The sequence below is a fragment of the Rhizobium sp. WYJ-E13 genome, assembly GCF_018987265.1.
Lineage (GTDB): Bacteria > Pseudomonadota > Alphaproteobacteria > Rhizobiales > Rhizobiaceae > Rhizobium.
Window position 1 is genome coordinate 379,322 of record NZ_CP076855.1, and the last position, 26,859, is coordinate 406,180.

Here is a 26,859-nt window from a genome sequence, read left to right on the forward strand (position 1 = left end):
ATGCAGATTTCCTCAAGACTTCCGCGTTTCGACGTTGCCGGCATATCGCGCTATGCGGTTGCTGTGGCTTTCCTCATGCTGCTGGTGTTCTTTTCGCTGGCCAGCCCGAGCTTCCTGACGCCGGCCAACCTGTTCAACATCCTCGTCAACAATGTCGTGCTGCTTGCCATCATCGCCTTCGGCATGACCATCGTGATTTCCGCTGGTGGCATCGATCTCTCGGTCGGCGTCTCGGTCGATATGGCGAGCATGGTCTTCATCATGCTGCTGGCGGCGGGATCGGGGCCGGTCGTCGCGATCCTCGTCGGTCTTGCCGCCGCGCTGGCCGTCGGCCTGGTCAATTCCGTGCTGATCACCCGGCTGCGCATCAGCCCCTTCCTCGCGACGCTCGGCGTCCTGTTCATCGGGCAGAGCGTGCAGCAGATCGCAACCGGCGGCGGCCAGCCGATCTATCTCGTGACCGGCGACGTGGTGAAGCTGTTCACAGCGATCGTGCGCACCCCCGTTTTCGGCGTGCCGATGTCCGTCATCATCTTCGCGCTTTGCGGCGTCCTGGTCTATTTGCTGCTGCACAAGTCGGTATTCGGCCGCTATGTCCGGGCCTTCGGTGCGCAGCCAGGCGTCGCCTGGTATTCCGGCATCCGCGTGCCATTCAACATGTCGCTGGTCTATATCGCCTGCGCCCTGCTTTGCGGCGTTGCCGGGATTATCCTGTCCTCCACCGTCAGGTCCTACGTTCCTCTTTCCGGCAACGCTTTTCTTCTCGATGCCATCGGCGCCACCTTCATTGGCACGACGATCAGCGTCGAGCGCCGTCCGAGCGTGATCGGCACGCTTCTCGGCGTGGCGCTGCTCGCGGTCGTCAAGAACGGCCTGCTGCTGATCGGCTGGAATTTCTACTGGCAGCAGGTCGGGATCGGCGTGCTCGTCTTCCTCGTCCTCGCCCTCAGCTTCGGCCTTCGTGGCCGCGACCACTAATCGAAAGCATGACCATGACACGTTTTGATGTGAGCTCCATCGGCTTCTATGTCCTCGATATCCTCGGACGCCCTGTGACGCGGATACCCGACGGCGGACGCGCGGATTATATCGATGAGATCCGCATGACCGTGGCCGGCACTGCCGGCGCCACAGCAGTTGACTGCGCGATTCTCGGCTTGAATACGCGGGCGGTCACCACCGTCGGCGACGACGAGATGGGGGATTTCCTCGAGGCGAAGATGCGCAAGTTCGGCGTCGAGTGCTCGCTGGTGCGCCGCACCCGCGATGTCCAGACGTCCGCTACCATTCTGCCGGTCCGGCCGAACGGTGAACGCCCCGCCCTCCATGTGCCGGGTTCGGCCGCCGTCTTCAATGTCGCTGCCGAGGATATGGATGCAGCTCTCGACGCCAATGTCGTTCATGTGGGCGGCACCGGACTGTTGCGCTCCTTCGACGGCGAGCCGACGCTGCGTCTGTTCCAGAAGGCCAAGGCGCTCGGCCGCATCACCACCTTCGACCTGATTCAAGCCAATCCCGAGACCTTTGCGCTGGTCGAGCCCTGCCTTCCCTATATCGACTATTTCGTGCCCAGCATCGAGGAAGCGAGCGAGATGGCCGGCCGCAAGGACCCCCGCGAGGTGGCAGCTTTCTTCAAGCGGCGCGGCGTCAAGAATGCGATCCTGACGCTCGGCGCGGATGGCGTCTTCGTCTCGGCGGAGAATGGCGAGGAGTTCCACCTTCCGGCCTTCGAGGTCAAGGTATCGGACACGACCGGTTGCGGCGACAGCTTCACCGCCGGCGTCATCGTCGGCATCATCAAGGGATGGGATTTGCGGACGACAGCGAAATTCGCTTCGGCCGTGGCGGCAAAGGTCGCCATGGGCCTCGGTTCCGACGGCAAGCTTGTCTCGTTCGATGACACGATCGAAGCCATGAACAATCTCCCCGTCAAGCAGGCCGCGGCCGCGTAATAACTTTAAGCAATAAGGATATCGAGACCATGATGCGCCCAACAGGCAAAGTCGCCATCGTCACCGGAGCAAGCCGCGGCATAGGCCGTGCGATCGCCGTCGGCCTGGCGGAATTCGGATATAATGTCGCCGTCCTCGATCTGGCGTCGCAGCAGGGCGAACTCGCCGAGACAGCCCGGCAGATCACCGCGGCGGGCCGGGTCGCCCACCAGTACGCGGTCGACGTCACCGCCCGCGGCGAGATAGACGCGGTGGTGACCGACGTGATCGCGAAGGAAGGCAGCGTCGATGTGCTGGTCAACAATGCGGGTATCCTGAAGCCCTCCACACTGGAAAATCTTTCCGAGAAGGACTGGGACGCGCATTTTGACGTCAATGCCAAGGGCGTGCTCCTGATGTGCCAGGCCGTGCTGCCGCAGATGCGCCATCAGAAGTCCGGCCGCATCATCAACATCGCCTCGATCGCCGGCCGCCAGGGCGTCGCTACCCAGGGCCACTATGCCGCAACGAAATCGGCGGTCATCACGCTGACGCGCGTGCTCGCCCAAGAGGCTGGCATGGACGGTATCACTGTCAACGCCATCTGCCCCGGCATCATCCTGACCGAGATGGGCAAGAACAATCTCGGCAGCGACGAAGCGATCCGTCACTGGGAAGCCGTCGCCTCGCTGAAGCGGCTCGGAAATCCCGAGGACGTTGTCGGTCCCGTCCGGTTCTTCGCTTCCAGCGAATCCGATTTCGTGACGGGGCAGGCCCTCAACGTCTGCGGCGGCATCTATTTCCACTGAACCTTTAGGGTTCCGCATCATCGGCAGCACTTGAAGCACGGCGCACGAGCGTCGGGGAGGAAATGTCATGTCTGGAAACGAACTCAAATTCTTGATCGGCGGCAACTGGGTGGATCCTATCGGCAAGGGACGCCACACGCTGATCAATCCGGCGACGGAAGAACCCATTTGCGAGATCGCCATGGGTGACGAGCGTGACGTCGATCGCGCCGTCGCTGCGGCAAAGGCCGCCTTTCCGGCCTTCTCGACAACGCCGGTGAAGGAACGGCAGCATCTCCTCAGGCGGCTGCTTGACCTTTACAACCGCGACTATGAGCTGATCGCCGACATGATGACCGAGGAGATGGGCACCACGTCAGCTTTCTCGCGATCGGCACAGGGATGGTGTGGTCGTTCTCACCTCGAAACAATTATCGATGTGCTTGATCACTATGTCTTTGAGGAACTGCGCGGCGACATTCTGATCTCACGGGAAGCGGTCGGCGTCTGCGCACTTATCACACCCTGGAACTGGCCCATGAACCAGCTGGTGGTCAAGGTCGTACCGGCATTGGCCGCGGGCTGCACCATGGTCGTGAAGCCGAGCGAGTTTTCGCCGCTAAGCTCCATCCATTTCAGCGGCCTCATCAAAGAAGCCGGCTTCCCCGACGGCGTGTACAATTATATCAACGGCGAGGGCCGGGTCGTGGGTGAAGCGCTATCGCGTCATCCTGATGTCGAAATGGTCTCTGTCACCGGCTCTGCCCGGGCGGGTGTGGCTGTTGCGCGTGCTGCGGCAGACACGATCAAGCGGGTTCATCAAGAGCTTGGGGGCAAGTCCGCAAACATCATTCTCGATGATGCCGATTTCGAGGATGCTGTCAGCCGTGGCGTTCACGGATGCTACGGAAACACCGGGCAGTCCTGCAAGGCGCCCACCCGAATGCTGGTGCCGCGGGCGCGGATGAAAGAAGCTGCGGCTATCGCCGCTCGCACAGCTGACTCCGTCAGAACTGGTCCGCCGACGGAGGCGATGTCCGACCATGGCCCCGTCGTCAACCGTCAGCAGTACGAGCGCATTCAGACGCTCATTGAGGCCGGCTTATCGGAAGGTGCGACACTGGTTGCGGGAGGTCTCGGGCGGCCAAAAGGTCTCAACCGGGGGTATTATGTGCGACCGACGGTTTTTGCCGATGTGACCTCTGAAATGACCATCGCTCGGGAGGAGATTTTCGGACCCGTTCTGTCCATCATGGCCTATCATGATGAAGAAGATGCGGTAAAGATAGCCAACGACACGGTTTATGGTCTCGCTGGCTATATCCAGACGCGGGACAAGGATCGGGCTCGTCGAATTGCGCGGCAACTGCGTGTCGGTATGGTCTACATCAACGAGTCCGGCTGGGATGCCAAGGCACCATTCGGCGGCTACAAGCAGTCAGGCAACGGGAGGGAACACGGCGAGTTTGGTCTTTCGGACTTCCTGGAGATCAAGGCGACGGGGGGGTGGAAGTAGGGCAGTCGACACCCGCGATCGCATCAACCTTGAAATGCTGCACTGGTCTCAGGGTGGGCAGGTGCGAACTTCGCGGTGATGCCAGTTACCCCCTTAGCCGGATTGCGGGGCGCCGTGCTGACGCCACTGTATTGGCGACGGTGATCTTCCTTGCTTCCAACGCCCCGGTAGCGCAATTAGCCGCTCAACGTTGATTGCCTACTTCCGGACGCGATCGATTTTGGCGCGACCGATCAACGGTCGCGTTTCGGTTCCGGCCTGTGCTGGCCGAGATGATCCTATTCCGGCTCGCGTATTCGGACACACCATTCCCTCGCCCGACCGGGTGACGCTGAGCCACAACAATAGCGCAGGTCAGACGATAATGATTACGCCGCTGCTGACCTCTCTGGCATGGCCCTACGCCCTCGTGTTGATAATTCCAGGTCCGAACCTACTCGTCGTACTAAGAGCCGCCGTGAACCCCTCGTGGTACCGGAGCCTTAGCGTAACCGCAGACTCGCACGGGCGCCGCCTTCGCCTCCCCAGCGTATCGCTGGATCAGATCAGAAGCCGCGCTTCTTCTCATATCGCTCACGGTATCCACCACGGTTTGCGGGAACCGTGATGTCCCACCATCCTGTCATGTGCATGTTGCTCCAGGGCCGCTCCAGCGAGCAGATCACCTCGACCACATAGGGCTGAGCGGATGCGAGCGCCCGCTTCAGGGCGTTGCCGATCTCGGCGGGATCGTCGACGCGCTCGCCTGCCGCGCCCAGCGACTGCGCGAAGCCGGTACAGTTGGCCATCCAGGATGCGCCATCCGGCGTCTTGAAGTTCGTGATGAGCTCACGGTCCTCGCCGAACAGGTTGAGCTGCAGATTGCGAATGCCGCACCAACCACCGTTGTTCAGGATCAGGAAGACGGCCGGGATACCCATCATAACCGCGGTCGCGAGCTCCTGTCCGGTCTGAAGGAACGCGCCATCGCCGCAGATGCAGACGACCGGCTTGTCCGGTGCGCCAAGCTTTGCACCAATCGCCGCCGGCAGTGCGAAGCCGATGCCGGAGAATCCGCCGGCCGTAATATGCTGCTTGGGTCCGTAGACCGGGAATTCATTGTAGACCTGGTTCTGCGGGCAGCTGGAATCGGTGACGACGATCGTGTCGCGCGGCAGCACCTTGCGGGCTTCTGCGAGCGCCTGGGAGATCGTTATCGGTGCATGGTTTGCCTCCTGCTGCGGCCGCAGGTGCTCGACCCACTCCGCCTTCAGCTGCTGGAAGCGCTGGAAGTACTCTGTTCCCCGGTATTCCTTCGCAGGAGCCCTTTCGAGCTCGATCAGCAGCGCCGACAGGACGGCATGGGCATCGCCGAGGATGCCGACTTCAGCGGGATAGTTCTTGCCGATCTCGAAGCCGTCGATATCGACATGGATCAGCTTGGTCTTCGGGATGTCGAAAGTAATGCCCGGGGCATAGGAAGAGGTGACACGGTCGCTGAAGCGGCATCCGAGTGAGAGGATCACGTCGGCTTCGCGGGTCATGGCGTTGCCGGAGAAGGAACCCATGTCGCCACAGGGCCAGGCGTAAAGTTCGTGATCCTCGGCAATCGCACCCTTGCCGTTGAAAGAGGTCGTCACGGGAGCACCGAGACGTTCTGCCACCTTTACCAGCAGGTCGGTCGCTTCGGCCGCGATCACGCCGCCGCCTGCGAGAATGACCGGACGCTCTGCAGACAAGAGGAGCTGGGCAGCGCGGGCAATCTCTGCCGGGTCACCGTGCAGCCGGCCGCGGGGCCGGCGCTGCTCGATCGGCGCGAGCTTGACCTCGGCTTCTTCGGCCTGAATGTCCTGAGGGAAGTTGATCAGAACGGGTCCGCGGCGGCCTTCAAGCATCGAGTTGAACGCGTGGCTCATTACTTCAGGAAGCTGCTCGACGTGAGACGGTTGAAACCACCGCTTGACGACGGGTTCGGCCATCCTCGGGAAATTGTCGGCATGCGGGCGGTCGATTTCCTGAAGGACGCCTTTTCCGGTGAAATAAGTGTGCACCGCACCGGTGATGACGAGTTGCGGCATGGAATCCATGAATGCCGTGGCAATACCTGTCAGCGTGTTGGTGGCGCCCGGTCCAATGGTCACACAGACGGCCGCGACCTGGCCGCTGGCCCGATAATAGCCATCGGCCATATGCGATGCGCCCTGTTCGTGCATCGCCGGAATGACCGTCAGTTCGTCCTGCCGGTCGACAAACGCATCCATCAGCGCAGTGTTGCCATGGCCGGGGATCGCGAAGACATATTTCACGCCTTCCCGGACAAGGTATTCGGTGACGATCTGGCCGCCTGTCAGGCGTTGGGTGGGCTGGTCCATGTGTTCCTCCTCAGTCTTTGGTGACGGTCTATCTCGCGCCACCTCGATCCAATGATAATAGGCATGGGCCGGAACGTGTCCGGCCCGCTAGATGATGAAGGTGACCTATTCCGCCTTGCCGCCGTAAGGCACGTTCTTGCCTCCGTAACGGCGAACCCGGATGTTCGCCTGCTCGCCATGCCCGGTGAAACCTTCCAGCGCACAGAGGCGCGAGCAATATTCGCCGATCAGCGTCGAGGCCTCGTCGGTGAGCACGCGCTGGTAGGTGCAGGTTTTCAGGAATTTCCCGACCCAGAGGCCGCCGGTGTAGCGGGCCGCCTGCTTGGTGGGCAGCGTATGATTGGTGCCGATCGCCTTGTCGCCATACGCGACGTTGGTCCGCGGTCCGAGGAACAGGGCTCCGAAGTTGGTCATGTTCTTCAAGAAGTAATCCGGATCCTTCGTCATGACCTGCACGTGTTCGAACGCCAGCTCATCGGCGATCCGCACCATCTCCTCGTCGCTGTCGGCCACGATCACCTGTCCGTAGGCGGCCCAGGACTTCGCGGCGATTTCGGCAGTTGCCAGGATCGTCAGGATACGCTCGATTTCAGCGATGGTGTCACGCGCGAGTTTCTCGGAAGTCGTGAGAAGAATTGCCGGCGAATCCGGTCCATGCTCTGCCTGGCCGAGAAGATCGGTCGCGCATATCTCGCCATCGACGGTATCGTCGGCAATGACCAGGGTTTCCGTCGGGCCGGCGAAGAGATCGATGCCGACGCGGCCGAAGAGCTGACGCTTGGCTTCGGCGACGAAGGCATTGCCGGGGCCGACCAGCATGTCGACGGGGGTGATCGAAGCCGTACCAAGCGCCATGGCGCCAACAGCCTGGATGCCGCCGAGGCAGTAGATCTCATCAGCACCTGCCATATGCTGGGCCGCGACGATCGCCGGAGCGGGCTTGCCCTTGTAGGGTGGTGCACAGGTGATGATGCGTTTCACACCTGCGACCTTCGCGGTGATCACCGACATATGGGCGGAGGCGAGAAGCGGATATTTTCCGCCCGGCACGTAGCAGCCCGCGGCGTTGACCGGAACGTTCTTGTGTCCGAGAACGACGCCCGGAAGTGTTTCGACCTCGATGTCCTTCAGGGCGGCGCGCTGGTGCTGTGCGAAGTTGCGGACCTGCGTCTGCGCAAACTCGATGTCCTTCAGGTCGCGGTCCGAAAGCTGGTTCATGCACGCCTGGATCTCGGCATCGCTCAGGCGATAGTCATCGCGCTGCAGCCCGTCGAATTTGATCGATAGGTCGCGGATCGCGGCGTCGCCGCGCGCTTCGATATCCGCAAGCGTCCGCTCCACAGTTTCGCGCACACTGTTGTCGGCGGCACGAACAGCCTCGGCAGTCGCGCCGCGTTTCAACCAATTTGCCATCGTCTTGTTCTCCTCAAGCGGCGCCCGGAAGCGCCGTCCTTTTCACGCATTTGAAATTCTAGGCGGTTTTCCTGTTCGCCAGGATCATGTCGGCACCCTTCATGGCGATCATCGCAGTCGGGGTGTTGGTGTTGCCTGAGACGATCAGCGGCATCACCGACGCATCGACAACCCGCAGGCCGTCGAGGCCGATGAACCGCAGACGGTCGTCCACCACCGCATCCGGATCCGACCGCAGCCCCATCCTCGCCGTGCTGGTCGGATGGAAGATTGTCGTGCCGATATTGCCGGCTGCCTTCGCCAAGGACTGGTCATCGTCACCGACAGTGGGGCCGGGGAGATATTCTTCCGGATGAAGCGAGGCGAGGGCGGGCTGGCGCATCAGTCGCCGGGTCACGCGTATTGCATCGGCCGCCACTTTCCGGTCCTCGTCGGTCGACAGATAGTTCGGCTTGATGAGCGGCGGCTTTGTCAGGTCGGTCGTGATCGTCTGAACGACGCCACGCGATGTTGGCCTGAGGTTGCATGCGGCAACTGTGATTGCGGAAAACCGGTGCAGCGGGTCGCCGAACTTGTCGAGCGACAGCGGCTGGACATGGAACTCGATATTGGCGCGCTGCTGATCGGGATCGGATTTGGTGAAGATGCCGAGCTGCGATGGCGCCATGGTGAGCGGCCCCCGGCGGCGGATCAGGTAGTCCAGCCCCATCAGTCCCTTAGAAATGGGATTGTGATAGCTGTCGTTCAGGGTTTTGGCGCCTTTGACACGGTAGATCGCGCGCTGCTGCAAATGGTCCTGAAGGTTGCGGCCGACCCCGCGCCGCTCAAGGATCGGCTCGACGCCCATCTGCGAGAGCCATTCGCCTGGCCCGATCCCGGAACGGTGGAGGATCTGCACGGAGCCGATGGCGCCAGCGCTCAGGATGACTTCGGCCTTCGCATATGCAGCCTGGACGGAATCGCCGGCACGCCGGTAGGAAATGCCGATCGCACGTCCATCTTTGACAATCAGCTTATCGACCAGGACGCCCGTTTCGAGCGTCAGGTTCTTCCGGTGCAGGACCGGCTTTAGAAAGCCGCGAGCCGATGACCACCGGCGTCCGCGCTTCTGGTTCACATGGAAATATCCGGTGCCGTCATTCTGGCCGAGATTGAAATCGTCTGTCGGCGGCACGCCGATTTCTCCCGCGGCCTTGCGCACGGCATCGAGCACGGGCCAGGATATGCGGGGAGCTTCGACCCGCCACCCGCCACCGGCACCGTGAAAAGGGCCTTCGCCGAGAAAGTGGTCTTCCATCTTCTTGAAGGTGGGCAGGACGTCGTCCCATCCCCAGCCTGTCAGGCCGAGGTCTTTCCAGCTGTCATAGTCGGCCGCCTGACCGCGCATGGCGATCATGGCGTTGATTGATGAGCACCCGCCGATGACCTTGCCGCGCGGGTAGGCAAGCGAACGGCCATTCAGTCCGGGTTCGGCTTCAGTGCGGAACATCCAGTCGGCGCGCGGGTTGCCAATCGCGAAAAGATATCCGACCGGGATATGGAACCAGATCCAGTTGTCGTTACCGCCAGCCTCCAGCAGCAGCACGCGGTTGGCGGGGTCTTCCGAAAGCCGATTGGCGAGGATGCAGCCGGCCGTACCAGCTCCCACAACAATATAATCAAATTTGTCCATCATATTGATTATTCCTCTTGTGAAAGGAATGCTTCGATATGCCCGAGATGACAACGATCAATATTACACATACAATGTGCAAAAACGGGTTCTGAATGGACTGGGACGACCTGCGCGTATTTCTCTGCATCGCCCGGACGGGGCAGATAACCGAAGCCTCAAAGCTGCTCGGCCTGGATCATTCGACGATCAGCCGCCGGCTGGCGCGGCTCGAAAGCGGCCTCGCGGTGAAGCTGTTCAATCGGGCGGGGAGGAGACTGAAGATCACTTCCGCGGGGGAGAACCTCGTGGCGGTGGTCACGCATATGGAATCGACCCTGCTCAGCGAGATCGGCTCGGTTGCGGGCGACCGGGAGGAGATTTCGGGAACTGTTCGTATCGGCGCTCCCGAAGGGCTCGGCGCGGCATATCTCAGTGCACATCTCAACGAGCTGCGCGCCGAGTACGCGTCGCTGGATATCGAGCTTGTCGCCCTCCCGCAGAACTACTCGCTGGCCTCGCGTGAAGTGGATATCGCCATCACCCTTGATCGCCCAGGTACCGGAAGCATCGCGACCCGGCGATTGACAGACTACGAACTCGGATTTTTCGCGTCAGACAGCTACATTCGCATCCACGGAGAGCCATCTGCGCTCCAGGATATCGATGCTCACATATTGTGCGGCTACATACCCAGCCTGCTGCATACACGGGAACTCGACTACCTCGACGCGCTCGGTTTCAAACAGAGGCCTGCGCTTCGAAGCACAAGCATTATCGCGCAGCGCCATATCGTGGAGACCGGACAGGCCATCGGTATCCTGCCGTTCTTCATGGTGCCCGAAGATGCGGGGCTCAAGCCACTGCTGGAAGACTTCCGCCTGACGCGCAGCTACTGGCTCTCCGTTCACGAGGATCTCAGGCATATCCGACGCGTCCGGGTGACCGTTGATGCTCTTGGCGCGCTGTTTCAACGGCACCAGTCGCTCTTTCGCCGCTTGCCGGCTCAGGCTGCGGTCACTTCTTGAACAGGGCCGAGTAGCGAGGCGAGAAACTCCGGCCGATCGGCTCCGATGCAGCGCCGCGGGCAGGCGCCCAGATATCCGCGAGGCCGCGCATCATTCGTGGACGGTCGCCGGTCAGCCCCGGCGCCTTGAGGCGTTCAAGCAGGTCGTCGAGCAGAGCCTCCGGCGCGCTGCCGCAGAGCACGATCGCCTCCGGCGCGAAGACCAGTTCCGTCATCGCGAGGAGCCATCCGATTTCCCGGGCGGCTTGGGATAGCCAGGCCTGATACTCGGGGCCGGATTTTTCGGCGATCTGGGTGATCACCGTGGAGAACTCGGGGTCGGCGGGGTCGAGATCCAGAGACTCGCTCAGCGCCGCGAGCGTGGCGAGCCGTTCCAGAAGCGGCCTCGGCTCGCATCCGGGCTGGGCCGGGATCAGGCCGACATCGCCGGCGTTGCCGTTGCGACCATTGTAGAGTTCGCCGTTGATAACGATACCGGCACCCAGGCCGTATCCGAGATAGAGGCAGACGGCATCCCTGACGCCGTGCAATCGCCCCGCGATCATCTCTGCCATCGTAGCCGCAGCCGCGTCGTTTCGCAGGCTGACGACCAATCCGGTTTCCGATTCCAGGCGGGAAACGAGGGGGAAACTCTGCCAGCGCGCCATGCTGTAAACGTCCGCCGTGACGCTGCGCGCCTCGTCGATACCGAACGGACCCGGCATTGCCACGCCGAGACCGACCAGACGGGCTTCGAGGTCAGGGCGGAGAGCGGCGGCGTCCTTGCGGGTGCTGGACAGCAGATTGAGCAGGTCCTTGAAGCCTTGGTCGGGGTCCTCGGCATGCAAGCGCGCGCGCTGGCGCACCAGAACATCGCCACACAGATCGACAATGACCGCTCGTGCTTCATGTCTGTCGATGTGAAGACCGATGGCATACGCCCCGTTGGGAGCCAGCACATACGGAACCGCGGGGCGGCCGGGCACTTCACGGGCGACAGTATCCTGCGCCATGATCACGCCTTCGCGTTCCAACTCGTCGACGATGTTGGAGACGGCCTGCTTCGACAGCTTGGTCGCCCGGGCAAGATCTGCCCGGGACATCGCCCGATTGACGCGGATCGCGTCGAGGATGACGCGACGGTTGTGCGCATTGGCACCTTCGACATTCGTGCCGAGTATGGCCCTCGGAGCCCGTCCACCAGTGTTTTCTGGTCCGTCTGCAAGCATTGAAAATTCACTCATAAAAAAGGATTGACATGCAACGAAACTCTTTGCAAGTATTAGTCCATCAAGTGGACAAATAGGCCGAAAGAGCTGATCCCTTGAGATGCTGGCAAGCGGCTTGTCAGTTATCGGATCGTCAGACGCAGCGGATCTGCTTGTGGCTGGCGCGTAGAATGGGAACAAAGCGGGAGACCGTCACACAATCAATTTCCGGGCGTGCAGCCTGGGCTTCGCGACCCCGTAGCGGTGGCTGCGGAGAGCTTTCGAACGTCGAATCTGATTTTGGCTTAAGCAGACGGCGCATCCGCCCTGCGATCCAAGCCTGCAGGAACACCATTTATGAGGGATGAAGGACCATGACGACGCAATCAGACAGCAATCTCCCGGCATTGCTGAAATCGGCACTCGATCACATGATCATTCCGATCGTGAGCCAGTCGGAAATTGCAACGAATGGCCTTTCCATCTACGCCCGGGGCGAGGGCTGCCGTCTCTGGACCGAGGATAATCGCGAATACCTAGACATGCTCGGCTCGCCGACCCGGGCAAACACGTTGGGATACGGCAATCAGGAGATTGCCAAAGCCGTCTACGACCAGCTGGTCAACGTCCATTTCGTCGGTACCGCCGCCAATACGACGGAGCCTGCCATCAGGCTTGCAGAGAAGCTGTCGGAAATTCTGCCCGGGGACCTCTCGCGTATCTTCTTCGTCAGCACCGGATCGGAAGCGGTCGAAGGCGCCCTGAAGCTTGCGAAGCAATACCACCAGGCCAAGGGCAAGAAGCCGCGTGCCTACAAGGTCATCTCGCGTTGGAATGCCTATCATGGCGCCACGATGGGCTGCCTTTCGGTAACCGACTGGCTTCCGGTGCGTAACATCCCGGATCCGCGTGTCCCCGGCAACAGCTTCATCCCGAGCCCGACGCGCTACAGAAACCCGTTTGGCGTCACCGATGAAGTGTGGGCGGAGATGTGCGCCACCTATCTCGAGAAGCAGATCGAGCTTGAGGGCCCGGAAAATATCGCCGCCTTCATCGGCGAGCCGATCATGCAGGCTCATGGCGTTCAGATCCCGACGCAAAACTACTGGAGACGTGTCCGCGAGATCTGCACGAAGCACGACATCCTCCTCATCTGCGACGAAGTCATCACTGGCTTCGGCCGTACGGGCACATGGTTCGCGTCCGAGCAGTTCGGGATCGTGCCTGACATTATCACGATGGCGAAGGCCATGAGCGCTGGCTACGTCCCGGCCGGCGCCGTCGCAACGCGTCCCGAGATTGCTGACGCCATTCCGATGTATCGCAACGTCCACACCTATAGCGGACACGCCGGTGCCATGGCCGCATCACTCAAGGTGATCGAGATCAAGGAGCGGGAAGGGCTCCTTTCGAAGGCACGGAACAACGGTGTCTATCTGCAGGAAGCACTGCGCTCCGCGCTCGGCAGCTCTCCGATCGTCGGCGAAGTCCGGGGCATCGGCCACTGGCACGCCATCGACTTCACAAGCGACAAGGCGACGAAGGCCCCCTTCGAGGACGAAACCGTCAAGGCTGTGATGAACTCGATGCATGAAAAGGGCGTATTGGTAACGGCGATCGGTCACTCCATCGAGATGTCGCCTCCGCTGATCGCCAGCCGGGAAGAGCTCGACAAGGCTGTGGAGGTCGCGGCCGCGGCGATCGATGAGGTTTCCAAGGCGCGCGGCTTCGGCTGAGTGCAGATGAGTTCCGGTCGCAGGCAGGGCCTGCGACCGGCCGGACTGCGGGTATGGCAAGGGTAAGGAATCGAAGTGACAACGTTGGGCAATCTCACGAAAGACGACCGGATCCTGATCCTGTCACCTCATCTTGACGATGCCGTGCTGAGCGCGGGCGGTCTGATCGACCGTGCGGTGAAGCAGGAGTGCCCGGTCGTGGTTGGCAACATTTTCACCGCGGACACACACATCGAAGGCGAACCGTCACCGGTGGTGAAGGAATTGCATGAATGGTGGGGTCTGGGAGCGAGCCCTTATCAGGTTCGCCGCGACGAGGACGCCGCATCGCTTGCACTGCTCGGCGCGGAAATCGTTCAAGGCAGGTTGTTGGACTCCATCTACCGCACAGGCCCGGCCGGAAAATTTTTGTATCCGACCCGCAAGGCTGTCTTCTCTGCGCCTATGGCAGATGACCCGGCCTGGAAGGAATTGAAGCTTCTTCTCGCGTCATGGCTGGAGTCGATCCGCCCGAATATCGTCCTGTGCCCGATGGCAGTCGGGCGGCATGTCGACCATGTCGTGACGACCGAGGCGTTCAGGCAGGACGCCGGCCAATGGGCCGCGGATGTGTATCTCTATGAAGACATTCCATATTCTGCGGGATTTTTTCCTCCGAAATTTCCGGACAACGTGCCTGCCGCACGCGAGCGGAGCGGATGGGAGATTGGCGATCACGTCGATGTCGCGGTCGACTTTACAGCCAAGTTTGCGGCCATCCTGAAATACAAGTCACAGATTGCGGAGATCTTTCCCGGACGTGATCCCGAAATGGAGCTGCGCCGCTACATGAGTTCCGAAGAGGACGGAGCCTACCGGGAGCGTTTCTGGATAGTTCGAAGGAATGAGGAGGAGAAACCATGAGCGATTTCAACAAACGCCGCGCGCTCGCGTTCGACGGCAAATTCGTCCGTGCGGAGCTGATCGAAAATGCCCGCGATGTTGCGGTGCACGGTGTTGTCACCAATCTGTCCAACGAAAAGATGGTTGTCGGCGGTGACGTTGCGGGCATTATCCCGCCCTGGAAGTCGACGATCCTTCGGGGCGGCGTGATCGCCAGCGCCGAACGGGTTTCCGTTGTCGATATTCCCACGGCCACAAATCTCGGCGGCGTGGTCTTCGACGGTTGGGACTGGTTCGGCGATCGGATGTCGGAATTTCCGCGCCATACGCCGCTTTATATCTCTCCAAAGGATGTCGCGGGTTCGGTGCGGGTCAATCCCTGGCATTTCGCGAATGCGCCCCAACCGCGAGAGGAGAGTTCCGATTTCGAGATCCGACTCAATCTCTGGTGGGCGCCGCCGAAGACGGATGCCGGCATCCACAACACCCACGATTTCCTTGAGATCCACACACAAATCTCCGGCAATGGCCGGATCCAGATCTTCCGCGATCAGGCTGGCGCAGATCTCTACCGCGAATTGTCCACGGCGCCCGGCGATACGCACGACCCGATCCTTCAGGTCGAGGGCGTGGATGCGTTCCGCTACCCATGGCACCGCGGTTGGACGGATGAAGGCTGTATTTGGATGGCTATCGAGCTGCATCCAAAAAGGTAAGCAGGACGGTCGTCCAGCCAAGGTTCGCTGGGGACGTGTTCCGGCGAAATGAAGAGTGACATCTCTGACGTGAAGCAAATACGGACAGGCAGCCTGTCCGGGTGGGGGAACTTTTGCGCCCTGGCGGGCCGTCAGGGAAAAGCGTGCAGGCATCAACGCGGCGTCAGGATGACGCTAGAACAGAGGGGCAAGGCATATGAAGTACACGGCTATTTTGCTGACGGCGACGGCACTTGGAGGCTTCGCTGCAAATGTGCAGGCGGCAGACGCAACGGTGACGATCGAAAGCTGGCGCCAGGACGACATCCAGGTTTGGCAGGAGAAGATCATCCCGGCTTTCGAAGCCAAGCATCCGGGAATCAAGGTGGTGTTCGCACCGACCGCCCAGACGGAATACAACGCTTCGCTGAACGCCAAGCTCGATGCTGGTTCCGCAGGCGACATCATCACCTGCCGTCCGTTCGACGCTTCGCTCGAGCTCTTCAAGAAGAAGCAGCTGGCCGATCTTACCGACCTGAAGGGGCTGGAAAACTTCACGCCGGTCGCCAAGGCCGCCTGGTCCACCGACGACGGCAAGTCGACCTTCTGCGTGCCGATGGCCTCCGTCATCCACGGCTTCATCTACAACAAGGATGCCTTCGACAAGCTCGGTATCTCGATCCCCAAGACGGAAGACGAGTTCTTCGCGGCCCTCGACAAGATCAAGGCCGATGGCACCTACATCCCGATGGCGATGGGCACGAAGGAAATGTGGGAAGCCGCAACCATGGGCTACCAGAACATCGGTCCGAACTACTGGAAGGGTGAGGAAGGCCGCGCCGCTCTGATCTCCGGCAAGCAGAAGCTGACGGACGCCGACTGGGTCAAGCCTTACGAAGAGCTGGTGAAGTGGAAGCCTTACCTCGGCGATGGCTTCGAGGCCCAGACCTACTCCGATAGCCAGAACCTCTTCACGCTCGGCCGCGCAGCGATCTATCCTGCCGGTTCGTGGGAAATCGCGCTGTTCAACAGCCAGGCGCAGTTCAAGATGGGCGCCTTCCCGCCGCCGGTTCCGAAAGCTGGCGACCAGGGCTACATCTCCGACCATCCGGATATTGCGGTCGGTCTGAATTCCAAGAGTCCCCATGCGGCAGAGGCGAAGACGTTCCTTGAATGGGTCGCGTCTCCTGAATTCGCAAGCATCTACGCCAATGCACTGCCGGGCTTCTTCAGCCTGAATTCCAGCCCGGTGAAGATGAGCGATCCGCTGGCTCAGGAATTCGTTTCCTGGCGCGGCCCATACAAGTCGACCGTCCGCTCGACCTATCAGATCCTGTCGCGCGGCACCCCGAACCTCGAAAACGAGACCTGGGTTGAATCGGCCAACGTCATCAACGGCACGGACACTCCGGCCGTCGCTGCCGAAAAGCTCCAGAAGGGCCTCGACAGCTGGTACAAGCCGGGCGCTGCCAAGTGAGCCTAAGGAGGCTGCCGATCCATTGGCGGCCTCCTCGACTAACTAAACATCGCCGGCGGCGACGCGGCTGCCGATGTTCCGCTGCGAGGAATTCACCGATGTATACTCGACCTGGTCAGGGAAGAGGACGGTTCCTAACGTCAGGAAACCAGCCAGCACTTGCGTCTTCGCCGGCTTCCTGGAGTTTGTTTGAAATCCATGGGGAAACCGCGATGAACGATAGCATCGATGGCGGCGCGATCGACAGCGCAAAAAAGCCGATCGGATGGCACATAGGCGTGTTTCTTCTTCCGGCATTTCTCGTCTACTCGGCGGTGATGATCCTTCCGCTCGCCGAGACGCTTCGGCAGTCCTTCTATAACGATGTCGATGGCGCGCTCACCTTTGTCGGCCTGGCGAATTACAAGGTTCTCTTCGGTGACGCCCGCTGGTCGCACGATCTGTGGAACGCCTTCCGCAACAACCTCGTCTTCTTCGCCATCCATATGTGCGTTCAGAACCCGATCGGGATCGCGCTTGCTGCACTTCTTTCGACACGAAGGCTGCGCTTCGCAGCCCTCTACCGGACAGCCATCTTCCTTCCGGCTCTCCTCTCCTTCGTCATTGTCGGCTTCATCTGGAAACTGATCCTGTCGCCGATCTGGGGCGTTGCGCCATATTTGCTGGATCTCGTCGAGCTGAAGTGGATATTCGCTCCCTGGCTTGGGCGCACGGATTCCGCGTTGGTGGCTCTCTCCCTGATCTCGGTTTGGCAATGGATCGGCGTGCCGATGATGCTGATCTACGCGGCACTTCTCAGCATCCCGGACGAGGTGATCGAGGCTGCCGAGTGCGACGGGATCACCGGATGGAGCCAGTTCTGGAAGATCAAACTTCCGCTGGTGCTGCCGGCGATCGGCATCATTTCGGTCCTGACCTTCGTCGGAAACTTCAACGCCTTCGACCTGATCTACACGGCGCAAGGTGCTCTTGCCGGCCCTGACGGATCGACGGACATCCTGGGCACATTCCTTTACCGGACGTTCTTTGGATATCAGCTGCAGCTCGGCGACCGGTCCATGGGTGCGACAGTGGCGACGGTGATGTTCCTGATCATTCTCGCCGGGGTTTCGCTCTATCTGTTCACCATCCAACGGCGTCTTCGCCGCTACCAGTTCTGAGGGGCGGCGCATGTCGAAAACTCGAACGTCACATTTCCGCACCGGCTTCGTCCACCTTGCCTTGATCTCCTATACGATCATCGCGCTGTTTCCGGTGTTCCTCACCGTCATCAACTCCTTTAAGGACCGGGCGTCGATCTTCCGGTCACCGATGGCCCCGCCGAACCCAAGCAGCTTCAGCCTCATCGGATATGACACCGTTTTGGCTCAGGGCAATTTTTGCCTGTATTTCTACAATAGTGGCGTCGTGACGGTCGCATCGATCTTCTTCGTCCTGCTGTTCGGTGCCATGGCAGCTTTCGCGCTGTCGGAATACCGCTTCCGCGGCAACTGGCTCATCGGCCTCTACATGGCGATCGGCATCATGATCCCGATCCGTCTCGGCACGGTCGCCATCCTGCAGGGCATGGTCGCGACCGGTCTCGTCAACACGCTGACGGCGCTCATCCTGGTCTATACAGCGCAGGGCATCCCGCTTGCCATCTTCATTCTGTCGGAATTCATGCGCACCGTGTCCGACGACCTGAAGAATGCCGGGCGCATCGATGGTCTCTCGGAATACGCGATCTTCTTCCGCCTCGTCCTGCCGCTGGTGCGGCCTGCGATGGCAACGGTTGCTGTCTTCACCATGATCCCGATCTGGAACGATCTATGGTTTCCGCTGATCCTGGCGCCTTCGGAAGCCACGAAGACCGTAACGCTTGGCTCGCAGATCTTCATCGGCCAGTTTGTCACCAACTGGAATGCGGTTCTTGCGGCGCTATCGTTGGCGATCCTGCCGATTGTCACCCTCTACGTGGTCTTCTCGCGTCAGCTGATCCGCGGCATTACAGCGGGGGCGGTCAAGTGAGCTCGCCAGGCGAACCCGTCCGCGTTCTCGTTGCCGGGCTTGGCAAGATGGGGCGCAGCAATGCGCTGGCCTACGCTGCGAATTCCGGATTCGAGGTGGCGGGGCTCGTGAACCGCTCGAATGTCGAGCTCCCCGCGGCACTTCGCCATCATCGGCTCATTCCTTCCTTCAAGGATGCCTTGGCGGAACTGAGACCGGAACTCTGCTCGATCAACACTTACGCCGACAGCCATGCCGAGTTTGCAGTCATGGCCATGGAAGCAGGCTGTCACGTCTTCGTCGAGAAGCCATTGGCGACCAACGTCGAAGATGCCGAGAGCGTGATTTCCTGTGCCCGGGCCAATGGCCGGAAGCTGATTGTCGGCTACATTCTGAGGCACCATCCGTCCTGGCAGCGCCTCATCGCCGAGGCGAGGGCGCTTGGCGGACCGTTTGTCTTCCGCATGAACCTCAACCAGCAGTCCTCCGGACGGGGATGGGACGAGCACAAGGCGCTGCTCAAGTCCACCTCTCCGATCGTCGATTGTGGCGTCCACTATGTCGATGTCATGTGTCAGATCACCGATGCCGCTCCATCCTGGGTCCGCGGGATGGGACTGCGGATGTCTGACGATATCGCACCCGGCATGTACAACTACGGCCATTTCCAGGTTGGCTTTGCCGACGGTTCCGTCGGTTGGTACGAGTCTGGATGGGGGCCGATGATCTCGGAGACGGCGTTCTTCGTGAAGGATGTGATGTCGCCGAAGGGTAGCGTCTCGATCGGTGCGGATGCGGATGGGAAGACGGGCGATGTGGAGACAGCGATGCGCGCCGCGTCCATCCGTGTGCATCGGTCGTCGCTCACCTCCGGAGGGACATTAGCGGAGCCGGACGAACTGATCGAGATGGGGGACGTGTCGGGCCCTCAGGAACTGTGCAATCGCCAAGCGGAGTTCGTCCGCAAGGCAATCCGCGACGACATCGATCTTACGCGCCACATGCAGGATGCCTACCAGTCGCTGCGAATATGTCTTGCGGCGGACGAAAGCGTTCGCACGGGTGCCGTCATCAATGTCTGAATTGTCAGGGGAATAAAGTTGGGAAATCTTCACCTCGCATCCGTGCGCAAGTTCTATGGAACACACGAGGTCCTCAAGGGTATCGACCTGAAGGTCGACGATGGAGAGTTCGTTGTTTTCGTTGGTCCATCGGGATGTGGCAAGTCTACCCTCCTGCGGGCGATTGCCGGTCTGGAGGACATCTCGCAAGGCTCGATCCTGATCGACAATGCCGATGTCTCCCATGCGCCGCCCGCCAAGCGCGGGATTGCCATGGTCTTCCAGTCCTACGCGCTCTATCCGCATCTCAGTGTGCGGGACAATATGGGGTTGGGCCTGAAGCAGGCGGGTACGCCAAAGGCCGAGATCGACCAGCGCGTTTCGCACGCCTCGTCGATGCTCTCGCTCGAGCCGTATCTTGCCCGCCGCCCCGCTGAGCTCTCGGGCGGCCAGCGCCAGCGCGTCGCGATTGGGCGCGCGGTCGTTCGCGAGCCGAAGCTTTTCCTGTTCGACGAACCGCTCTCCAACCTCGATGCCGCGCTGCGCGTGCAGACCAGGCTCGAAATCGCCAAGTTGCATCGCCGCCTCAAGGCAACGATGATCTATGTTACCCACGATCAGGTGGAGGCTATGACGCTCGCCGACAAGATCGTTGTCCTGAGCGCGGGCAAGATCGAACAGGTCGGATCGCCCATGGAGCTGTACAACCGGCCAGCCAACCTCTTCGTTGCGGGATTCATCGGGTCGCCCCAGATGAATTTCATCGAGGCAGGCCGGCTCGACCTTCAGGGCATAAAGACGTTCGGTGTCAGGCCGGAGCATGTCAAGCTTTCACGGGACACGGGTGATTGGGCAGCGACAATCGTGTATGTCGAGCATCTTGGCGCGGATACGATCGTCTACATGGAGGCCGATAAACTCGGACCCGTGACTGCGCGCCTGTTCGGGCAGCATGCCTATGCTCCGGATGAGCGAGTGTTCGTCAAATTTCCGGAAGGTCAGACGCACCGTTTCGACGAGAATGGCAACGCGGCCCAGTGACCTGGAACCAATGCTACTGGAAAGCCGCCATTCGGGAGCATAGCCAAGACATCTCCTGCCGAAAGAAGGTCTCGATGAACCAGCGCCTCGGCTACTACGAGGCGATCAGCTATCTACCGAGGCCATCAGATTCCAGAAGGTTTTCGGTTTATATCCGCATACGTATGCTTGCTGCCGTTGACGGCGGTGCTTCGCATGGGAGGCTGTCGCGCGTGTTAGCGTCAGCGCGACCAGCGCGAGCCGCTGGGGTAACCTGCGAATCCGAAGTACCCTTCGTCCTGCTCCTCTTGGCGGCGTCGCCCCGTGAGAATCAAAACTTTGCCAGCAATCTCAACACCTATGGTGACTGCCGAAACCCAAGTAGATCAAGACGGTCGCAAAGCGTGCGGCCATTCAAGTGCAGCGCCAATCGAAGATCTTGTCTACCAAAAAGGGAGTCCTGATTTGATCATGTTTCCGTACCTCTTAGACGAGGGGAGGCTCGCTGCCGAGCTCCCCGATCCTTAGTTCCCTGGTAGCCGCTCTCGTTCGGTCGACTTGAGCCAATGAAACGAACTTGCGCCGCGACGGCTCTAACCAAGCAATATTCACGACACGCATGAGAGCTTACAGAGCGTCGGTTACTTGACGTTCCAACTGAACATGCCGCCTTTGAATACGGGACCTGGGAATCGGTGATAAAGAGACTATGTCAGAATCCGTGATTGCCTCGATGTCGTCTGCCGAAGTTCCCAGATAGTAAAATTCGCCGCCACCTATCGTGATCTCGCCGAGACGTGTCTTGCCTTCGAAGACAAGAGCAGATTAACTGAAGACGGCGTTGGAGAGTCAGGGATAGGCAAGCGCCGTCCATGAAGACGAACATCTCGCACCCAGGCCTGAGCGCGAACTTCGAACGTTGCGCCGCTTAGTGCTACGAGCAGCCGCCACTCATTATCGCTATATGTCTCGTCAAGACTTTCAAACTGCACCATGGGCTCGAGGTCACCCGAGGACGCAACTCCCTCAAACAGCACGATCGGATATGCGGCGGCAGACAGCATCACCCATCCGATAAGGCGAACCAACGCAAGGACGAGGATGACGATTCCGAGCACCTTATGCGTCGCCAGGAGAGGCACATATTCCCGTCCAATGGTGGAAATCATTCCGACGCCGATGCAATCACATCAGGACAGCGCCGCATCGGCGGCAAACCATTCGGATTTCTGGGTCGGTCTGGCGTCCGAAAGTGCCTTACAAATTCGCTTGCGATCGAGGTTCGTGCTGTACGCCATGGTGCGAAGCTGCTGTCGCCATGACCGTCTCGTCGTTCTTCCAAGACCTCCGTGCAGCAGGCGATGACCTCATAGGTCCAGAGCCCATCAGTCGAACACGGCGCAAGGCTTTCGCTGGCTTTGCGGCAGGAAGTGGTCCTCTGACCAGAAGCCACTTTCATCGGCTCATTGTGTCGAAATGGTCGTCGCCAGCAGGCGATTGAAGATCGGTTAATGTTCTTCGCAAGTTCCAAAATCCATCGTGGCTAAAACCGCTGAATTGATGCAACCTAAGATTCCGATTAATCAGATTTAAAAGGAAAGGTAGCATGCGCGCCGCCGATTTCGCATTGTTTGATACGAACACGATCCACGGCTACAACCCGCAATACCGGGATACAGGCGCCAACGGCAGGTTTGACGCTTTCGACATGCACGCCGTCCACCCGCGTCCCGTCCAGTTTCACAATGAATTGGTTCCCGGGACCGTGCTTCTCGATCATCAGGGCCACATCGTTCCACAGAACAACTACGGCCCGCGACTGCTCACGATCGCGACCCAGATCGACCAAGACCTGCTGAACGGACATGGTCCGTATACGCTGGCGAATGCCAACGCCAGGCTGTTGCACCACTACCCATTGATGAATTTCCAGACCGTTACAACCTACATTCAAAACCAGTTGATTACCGCCGGAGGAGCCCCGTCCACCGTTTTCGTCGATCCCGCGGGCAATGATGTCGATGAACGTCTAGGCGGGTACTTCTCGGTGATCAACTGGAACCCCGTCAACATCTGCCGCGCTCCAAGCGACAATCATCGCAGTAACTATCCCGGTAATGGCGCCGACAATGTTGTCGCGATGAAGCTGCTGACGGATCAACTCAATGCCGGCATTACTCTCGACGCAAGCTATGCCGGTTTCCTGCAGGCCAACATTGCGAACCTGCTCGCAAATATCGACACTTTCATAGCTGCCTGTAACGCCAGCCTCGCGAATACGCCTGTTGGGTTTTACAAATTCAACTGGGGGAATGTCCTCGCGCCGGTCTTCTGAAACCGCAAATCCGCACCAATCGAACCACCCTGACACTTTGCAACCTGGAGAACTCTCATGCCTGACGGTACAGACTACAATGCCGCGCTTTACGAGAAGCTCTACTCGAAGCTCGCCATCGCTCTCGGAGTTGGAACGAGTTCGCGAGACAGCGGATATATGATCGGCGAGTCGCTCCTGTCGATCTATAATCCTGGTCAATATCTGCCCGTCGGCTTGAACCCAGAGACATCGCCGGCCGACAACCTCGAAATATCCCAGATCTTCGACACGTCGCCGATGTTCGATTTCAGCTACGCGCCAAGCACTTTGACGGTGTCGAACGCATATAAAAGCATCCTCGACTACAAACTATTTCCGATCGCTGACCTGTCGGAGGCGGAAAGAAAGAAACTGGAGGAAGCTCGCAAGAGCTATGCCGACCGTAAGGAGGCATGCGATGAAGCGATGTACAAGTATTGGGATGCTTGCGACGCGCTTGACGAGGCAGAGGCCAGCTTCAAAAACGGGTCGGGCCCAAGGCCGTCGAACAGACTTCGGGGCGCGGTCGACGCCGCGATGAATGACTGGATCGCTGCCGGAAAGGTTCAGCAGGAAAAGGATCTTGCGATCATCCAGCAGCTGGAGGGGCGCGATGGCGCGGTCTTCTGGCAGGATCTCGATACGAGGTGGGCTTCTAATCAAGGCAAGCTACCGACGGGAATGGAGTTTCCGCAGGCCGTCCTGGCGCCCTCCTACAAGAATTGGTTCAAAACCGAGGGCTGGACGAAGTTCAGCTTCACCCAGACTGACATGGACAATCAAAAGAATTCCAACGCGCTGGGAGTTGCCGGATCGCTTGACGGCAACTTCGGCATTTTCACCATCTCCGGCTCTGGCGATTACAAAAAGGAGCAGTCCTACGTCAAGATTAATCAGACGACGCTTGATTTCAGCTGCGAGCTCATGCGGGTGACGATCAATCGACCCTGGATGAATCCACTTCTGTTCAACAGCCGAGCCTGGAAATTCGATCAGACCGCTCCGGCGGCGCAATATTCCAGCGGCGGCAGCATCGACAACGTGATCATTCCGAAAGGTCCGTTTGTCTCCTTGCCCACCACCGCGATTCTCGCGCGCAACGTCAAGATCGTCGGCAAGCTCACAAAGACAGAGGAAGACATTGTCAGCGAGGCGATCAACGGCCGAGCAAGCCTCGGGATCGGTCCATTCTCGATCACGGGGCGTGTGAACTACAACGACAGAACCGAGAAGATTTCTGGATCGATCGCGGGAAATACGATCGAGATCAACGATACCCAAATCATTGCAGCGATAAGCCAGATTCTCCCACAGCTTCCCAATCCCGATCCAAATCTGCCTTGGCCGACGTGAGCGGCCTAGCCAGGAAACAGGGACCGTCGCGTGTGATGCATCGCGCGACGGCAGCCAACGTCACGAAGATGGGAGGCCGCAATGCTCGGGTTTACGGTCGAAGATGATCAGAAGGCCGAATTCGTTCAACTCTATTCGAAATTGGCTCAGTCGCTGGCCGTATCCGGGGTCGTCGGTCAAAATCCCTCAGACCTGCTATCACTTCAGCTGCCCGGTATCGTTGTCAAGCCAGGGCTCAATCCTAAAGATCCAGAGACCGAGTATTATGTTAGCAACTTTCTCAATCTGACGCTTGAATGCGATTACGTTGCAACATCAAAGGCTGCCTCCGTTTCGGATGTTTACAGGCTCATCCTAGATGGCAAGGAACTGCCCCTCATAGACCTGTCAGCAGCGGAAAAGGAAAGACTAAAGGCAGCTCGCGACCATCTGATCGGCCCTGACGGCGGCCATTCCCTAGACTATATCGCCTACATCGAATACGCCAACCGGTTCTATAGCGCAAAGGACACCCTGGAGACAGCTCAGGCAACACACGACAACGGCGGTCCTCCTGTCAGCGAGGCCGTTCGGGAGGCGTTTGAGCAAGCGCACAGAGACTGGGAGAACGAGGGACACAAGGACGATATCGAAAAGGACCTGGCGATCGTCGCGCAGCTGGAAGGCAGGGATCCATTTCCGTATTGGCACTCGCTGTCAAAACGCTACAACCAGCACACGCATGCTCTTGCCAATGGCAGCCAGTACCAGAGTGTGACGAGCAATCCAGCTTACGAGCACTGGTTCGATATGGATTTGTGGACGCCCTTCTCCTTTGACGAGAGCGACGTTCGCAAGCAGCGCCGTTCAGGCGGCGTCGGCATGCGCGGCGCCGGTTGTTGCTGCGGTTGCACCCACCAATATTTCGATACGACTGAGGCAGCTGCCCGCTATAAAATACCCGGTTTGCCTGCGAGCTTTGGCGCGGGCCTTCACCTCAACCGCCCTTTTCGATCTACCCGACATAGAATTTCGAACATTATGTCGGCGTGGCATCATGGCTCGCTTGACGGCGAAGAGCCTTACCCTTTTGGCGCAGGCCAAGGCGAGATGAAGTTGGAATGCTCATTCAAGCGGATCAATATCGTTCGGCCTTGGATGGATGCCAATCTCTTCTATAGTCGTCTATGGCGGTGGTCGCCTCAGAGTATCGGGTGGGGTATTATTGTTTCATCTGGTGGCAATGTCGCGGGCAACGAGACCGCAACGGGCGTGATGCCGGTTCTGCCGATGACGGCGCTGCTTGCCAAGGATATCAAAGTCACCATGGCCTCGGCGCCTGCGGCCGACTGGGTGGAGCAACAGCTAATGGCTGGAAAAACCGTGCGCTACGGGCCATTTCAATTGAACAAAATCGCACCTGTAGCGTCGCACATAACAATGGCATCTGGAGCGCTCGCCAATGCCGAGCTCAGTGGCGCACCCCAAATCTTCGGATATATCTCGACGATCTTTCCGGAATGCCCCAATCCCGACCTCACACTCCCGTGGCCAAGCTGAGTTTCAATCCAGCCCACAGATCGCCGAGCTACCGAAGCGCACCATGGATTTGAGCGCGCTCAAGATCGAACGGCATTTGGGCTGCCCGCTCAGCGCCGTCGTCACTGATGACGGCTGGTCGAGCGTCGTTACGCTGCGTGTGAACCGCACAATCGGTTGGCTTCGCCACGTGCTCAAGGCGTGCCTTAGCGCGAAGACAACGACACCATCCGACCTCCACCCATCTGCGAATGCCCTCGCTGACATTCTATATGGGACGTTAAGGCCGTCTGCAAACGGAGAGCGTGGACTGGCATTTCGATCGTCCAACGTTCGGTTATCCGCCCCGGTCATTGCAGTCGTAATCGTTTAGCGGTCTGCAGACATCAACAAGAAACCGCACGGATGGCACGATAAATGGTGTTTGACCAGGTGCATCGAATGGAGTTTGCTATGCGATTGACGGGCAATACCATCCTGGCCGTTCGAGGTTTGAGGCGAAAAAGGCAAGTGAAGGCAGCAATTCGATCCCGATGGATCAGCTGAACCCGTTTAGCGTAGCGGGCGTCAAAAGTCCGTCTAATCGATTGGGGGCACGACCCTGGCGGAATCCTTCAAGGCCAGCAGTCGGTAGATGACTGCATCGAAGGCCGGACACGACTGCACTCGAGATGCGCTGCATGCCGAAGCCATTTTCCCTCAACGCGGGAGCCTTCCACACACGATGCTATCCTAGCACCGGCGGAGCGGGAGCCTTCCATCCCATCGATTTCGGACTGCGCTTGTTCTCGGCCCATGTACTCTCCCGACCCTTCCGGCCGGTCGCGCAGACCTGCGCTCCTTCGCTGGCAAATCTCAGAGAAATGGCTCTGCCTATGCCACCGATGCCGCCGATAACGAGGGAGATC

General features: G+C 59.6%; 20 protein-coding genes and 1 pseudogene. 16 read left to right on the plus strand and 5 right to left on the minus strand.

Going from position 1 to position 26,859, the window contains the following annotated elements:
• The 4 genes from KQ933_RS33200 (at position 1) to KQ933_RS33215 (ending at position 4,235) form a co-directional block, all read left to right on the plus strand.
• The gene (locus KQ933_RS33200) at positions 1-978 is read left to right on the plus strand and encodes an ABC transporter permease (RefSeq protein WP_216761138.1); all 978 of its coding nucleotides are present in this window, start codon (positions 1-3) and stop codon (positions 976-978) included.
• Positions 979-992: 14 nt separating this feature from the next.
• Positions 993-1,952 carry a carbohydrate kinase family protein gene (locus tag KQ933_RS33205; RefSeq protein WP_216761139.1) on the plus strand — a complete coding sequence of 320 codons (960 nt, stop codon included), beginning with the start codon at positions 993-995 and terminating at the stop codon, positions 1,950-1,952.
• Positions 1,953-1,981: 29 nt separating this feature from the next.
• Positions 1,982-2,740, plus strand: coding sequence for an SDR family NAD(P)-dependent oxidoreductase (locus tag KQ933_RS33210; RefSeq protein WP_216761140.1), 759 nt, complete (start codon positions 1,982-1,984; stop codon positions 2,738-2,740).
• A 67-nt stretch (positions 2,741-2,807) separates the two neighbouring features.
• Positions 2,808-4,235 carry an aldehyde dehydrogenase family protein gene (locus tag KQ933_RS33215; protein WP_216761141.1) on the plus strand — a complete coding sequence of 476 codons (1,428 nt, stop codon included), beginning with the start codon at positions 2,808-2,810 and terminating at the stop codon, positions 4,233-4,235.
• Positions 4,236-4,780: 545 nt separating this feature from the next.
• Here KQ933_RS33215 and KQ933_RS33220 read toward each other — a convergent pair.
• The 3 genes from KQ933_RS33220 to KQ933_RS33230 all read right to left on the minus strand — a co-directional run bounded on the left by KQ933_RS33220 (position 4,781) and on the right by KQ933_RS33230 (position 9,674).
• Complete coding sequence (locus tag KQ933_RS33220; RefSeq protein ID WP_216761142.1) at positions 4,781-6,586, minus strand: thiamine pyrophosphate-binding protein; 1,806 nt, start codon at positions 6,584-6,586, stop codon at positions 4,781-4,783.
• Positions 6,587-6,691: 105 nt separating this feature from the next.
• Entirely contained in the window at positions 6,692-7,999 is a 1,308-nt protein-coding gene (hisD, locus tag KQ933_RS33225) for a histidinol dehydrogenase (protein WP_216761143.1), read from the minus strand.
• A 58-nt stretch (positions 8,000-8,057) separates the two neighbouring features.
• Positions 8,058-9,674 (minus strand): GMC family oxidoreductase, encoded by a 1,617-nt coding sequence (locus tag KQ933_RS33230; RefSeq protein WP_216761144.1) that lies wholly within the window; start codon positions 9,672-9,674, stop codon positions 8,058-8,060.
• A gap of 92 nt (positions 9,675-9,766) precedes the next feature.
• Between KQ933_RS33230 and KQ933_RS33235 the strand changes: the two genes are divergently transcribed.
• On the plus strand, positions 9,767-10,678 hold the full coding sequence (locus KQ933_RS33235; RefSeq protein ID WP_216761145.1) for a LysR family transcriptional regulator: 912 nt from the start codon (positions 9,767-9,769) through the stop codon (positions 10,676-10,678).
• Here KQ933_RS33235 and KQ933_RS33240 read toward each other — a convergent pair.
• Positions 10,668-11,900 (minus strand): ROK family transcriptional regulator, encoded by a 1,233-nt coding sequence (locus KQ933_RS33240; RefSeq protein WP_253958484.1) that lies wholly within the window; start codon positions 11,898-11,900, stop codon positions 10,668-10,670. The two genes, KQ933_RS33235 and KQ933_RS33240, sit on opposite strands and share 11 nt — an antisense overlap.
• A 338-nt stretch (positions 11,901-12,238) precedes the next feature.
• Between KQ933_RS33240 and KQ933_RS33245 the strand changes: the two genes are divergently transcribed.
• The 8 genes from KQ933_RS33245 to KQ933_RS33280 all read left to right on the plus strand — a co-directional run bounded on the left by KQ933_RS33245 (position 12,239) and on the right by KQ933_RS33280 (position 20,745).
• Positions 12,239-13,600 carry an aspartate aminotransferase family protein gene (locus tag KQ933_RS33245; protein ID WP_163990046.1) on the plus strand — a complete coding sequence of 454 codons (1,362 nt, stop codon included), beginning with the start codon at positions 12,239-12,241 and terminating at the stop codon, positions 13,598-13,600.
• A 75-nt stretch (positions 13,601-13,675) separates the two neighbouring features.
• Positions 13,676-14,503, plus strand: a complete 828-nt coding sequence (locus tag KQ933_RS33250) for a PIG-L deacetylase family protein (protein WP_216761146.1) — start codon at positions 13,676-13,678, stop codon at positions 14,501-14,503.
• A complete protein-coding gene (locus KQ933_RS33255; RefSeq protein ID WP_216761147.1) occupies positions 14,500-15,198 on the plus strand; it encodes a hypothetical protein in 699 nt (232 codons plus the stop codon). The genes KQ933_RS33250 and KQ933_RS33255 overlap by 4 nt, the downstream gene beginning before the upstream one ends.
• Before the next feature lie 196 nt (positions 15,199-15,394).
• Complete coding sequence (locus KQ933_RS33260) at positions 15,395-16,654, plus strand: ABC transporter substrate-binding protein (protein WP_216761148.1); 1,260 nt, start codon at positions 15,395-15,397, stop codon at positions 16,652-16,654.
• 212 nt (positions 16,655-16,866) lie between these two features.
• Positions 16,867-17,814: a carbohydrate ABC transporter permease gene (locus tag KQ933_RS33265; RefSeq protein WP_216761149.1), complete on the plus strand. Its 948-nt coding sequence runs from the start codon at positions 16,867-16,869 to the stop codon at positions 17,812-17,814.
• 10 nt (positions 17,815-17,824) lie between these two features.
• Positions 17,825-18,664 carry a carbohydrate ABC transporter permease gene (locus KQ933_RS33270; protein ID WP_216761150.1) on the plus strand — a complete coding sequence of 280 codons (840 nt, stop codon included), beginning with the start codon at positions 17,825-17,827 and terminating at the stop codon, positions 18,662-18,664.
• Positions 18,661-19,725 (plus strand): Gfo/Idh/MocA family protein, encoded by a 1,065-nt coding sequence (locus tag KQ933_RS33275; RefSeq protein ID WP_216761151.1) that lies wholly within the window; start codon positions 18,661-18,663, stop codon positions 19,723-19,725. The genes KQ933_RS33270 and KQ933_RS33275 overlap by 4 nt, the downstream gene beginning before the upstream one ends.
• An 18-nt stretch (positions 19,726-19,743) precedes the next feature.
• Positions 19,744-20,745 (plus strand): ABC transporter ATP-binding protein, encoded by a 1,002-nt coding sequence (locus KQ933_RS33280; RefSeq protein ID WP_216761152.1) that lies wholly within the window; start codon positions 19,744-19,746, stop codon positions 20,743-20,745.
• A 1,007-nt stretch (positions 20,746-21,752) separates the two neighbouring features.
• Here the strand turns inward: KQ933_RS33280 and KQ933_RS33700 are convergent.
• Positions 21,753-21,905: pseudogene (locus tag KQ933_RS33700) on the minus strand (cytochrome b); the annotation flags it as partial.
• Between the two features lie 425 nt (positions 21,906-22,330).
• Between KQ933_RS33700 and KQ933_RS33285 the strand changes: the two are divergent.
• The 3 genes from KQ933_RS33285 to KQ933_RS33295 all read left to right on the plus strand — a co-directional run bounded on the left by KQ933_RS33285 (position 22,331) and on the right by KQ933_RS33295 (position 25,972).
• Positions 22,331-23,059 carry a hypothetical protein gene (locus KQ933_RS33285; RefSeq protein ID WP_216761153.1) on the plus strand — a complete coding sequence of 243 codons (729 nt, stop codon included), beginning with the start codon at positions 22,331-22,333 and terminating at the stop codon, positions 23,057-23,059.
• A gap of 57 nt (positions 23,060-23,116) precedes the next feature.
• On the plus strand, positions 23,117-24,433 hold the full coding sequence (locus tag KQ933_RS33290) for a hypothetical protein (protein WP_216761154.1): 1,317 nt from the start codon (positions 23,117-23,119) through the stop codon (positions 24,431-24,433).
• A gap of 81 nt (positions 24,434-24,514) precedes the next feature.
• Complete coding sequence (locus tag KQ933_RS33295) at positions 24,515-25,972, plus strand: hypothetical protein (protein ID WP_216761155.1); 1,458 nt, start codon at positions 24,515-24,517, stop codon at positions 25,970-25,972.
• Positions 25,973-26,859: the final 887 nt, after the last annotated feature.

What these genes read in the sequence shown, in the direction of transcription:
- KQ933_RS33200 (WP_216761138.1), top strand. Translation starts at nt 1, where the DNA reads ATGCAGATTTCCTCAAGACTTCCGCGTTTCGACGTTGCCGGCATATCG.
- KQ933_RS33205 (WP_216761139.1), top strand. Translation starts at nt 993, where the DNA reads ATGACACGTTTTGATGTGAGCTCCATCGGCTTCTATGTCCTCGATATC.
- KQ933_RS33210 (WP_216761140.1), top strand. Translation starts at nt 1,982, where the DNA reads ATGATGCGCCCAACAGGCAAAGTCGCCATCGTCACCGGAGCAAGCCGC.
- KQ933_RS33215 (WP_216761141.1), top strand. Translation starts at nt 2,808, where the DNA reads ATGTCTGGAAACGAACTCAAATTCTTGATCGGCGGCAACTGGGTGGAT.
- KQ933_RS33220 (WP_216761142.1), bottom strand. Translation starts at nt 6,586, where the DNA reads ATGGACCAGCCCACCCAACGCCTGACAGGCGGCCAGATCGTCACCGAA.
- hisD (WP_216761143.1), bottom strand. Translation starts at nt 7,999, where the DNA reads ATGGCAAATTGGTTGAAACGCGGCGCGACTGCCGAGGCTGTTCGTGCC.
- KQ933_RS33230 (WP_216761144.1), bottom strand. Translation starts at nt 9,674, where the DNA reads ATGATGGACAAATTTGATTATATTGTTGTGGGAGCTGGTACGGCCGGC.
- KQ933_RS33235 (WP_216761145.1), top strand. Translation starts at nt 9,767, where the DNA reads ATGGACTGGGACGACCTGCGCGTATTTCTCTGCATCGCCCGGACGGGG.
- KQ933_RS33240 (WP_253958484.1), bottom strand. Translation starts at nt 11,900, where the DNA reads ATGAGTGAATTTTCAATGCTTGCAGACGGACCAGAAAACACTGGTGGA.
- KQ933_RS33245 (WP_163990046.1), top strand. Translation starts at nt 12,239, where the DNA reads ATGACGACGCAATCAGACAGCAATCTCCCGGCATTGCTGAAATCGGCA.
- KQ933_RS33255 (WP_216761147.1), top strand. Translation starts at nt 14,500, where the DNA reads ATGAGCGATTTCAACAAACGCCGCGCGCTCGCGTTCGACGGCAAATTC.
- KQ933_RS33260 (WP_216761148.1), top strand. Translation starts at nt 15,395, where the DNA reads ATGAAGTACACGGCTATTTTGCTGACGGCGACGGCACTTGGAGGCTTC.
- KQ933_RS33265 (WP_216761149.1), top strand. Translation starts at nt 16,867, where the DNA reads ATGAACGATAGCATCGATGGCGGCGCGATCGACAGCGCAAAAAAGCCG.
- KQ933_RS33270 (WP_216761150.1), top strand. Translation starts at nt 17,825, where the DNA reads ATGTCGAAAACTCGAACGTCACATTTCCGCACCGGCTTCGTCCACCTT.
- KQ933_RS33285 (WP_216761153.1), top strand. Translation starts at nt 22,331, where the DNA reads ATGCGCGCCGCCGATTTCGCATTGTTTGATACGAACACGATCCACGGC.
- KQ933_RS33290 (WP_216761154.1), top strand. Translation starts at nt 23,117, where the DNA reads ATGCCTGACGGTACAGACTACAATGCCGCGCTTTACGAGAAGCTCTAC.
- KQ933_RS33295 (WP_216761155.1), top strand. Translation starts at nt 24,515, where the DNA reads ATGCTCGGGTTTACGGTCGAAGATGATCAGAAGGCCGAATTCGTTCAA.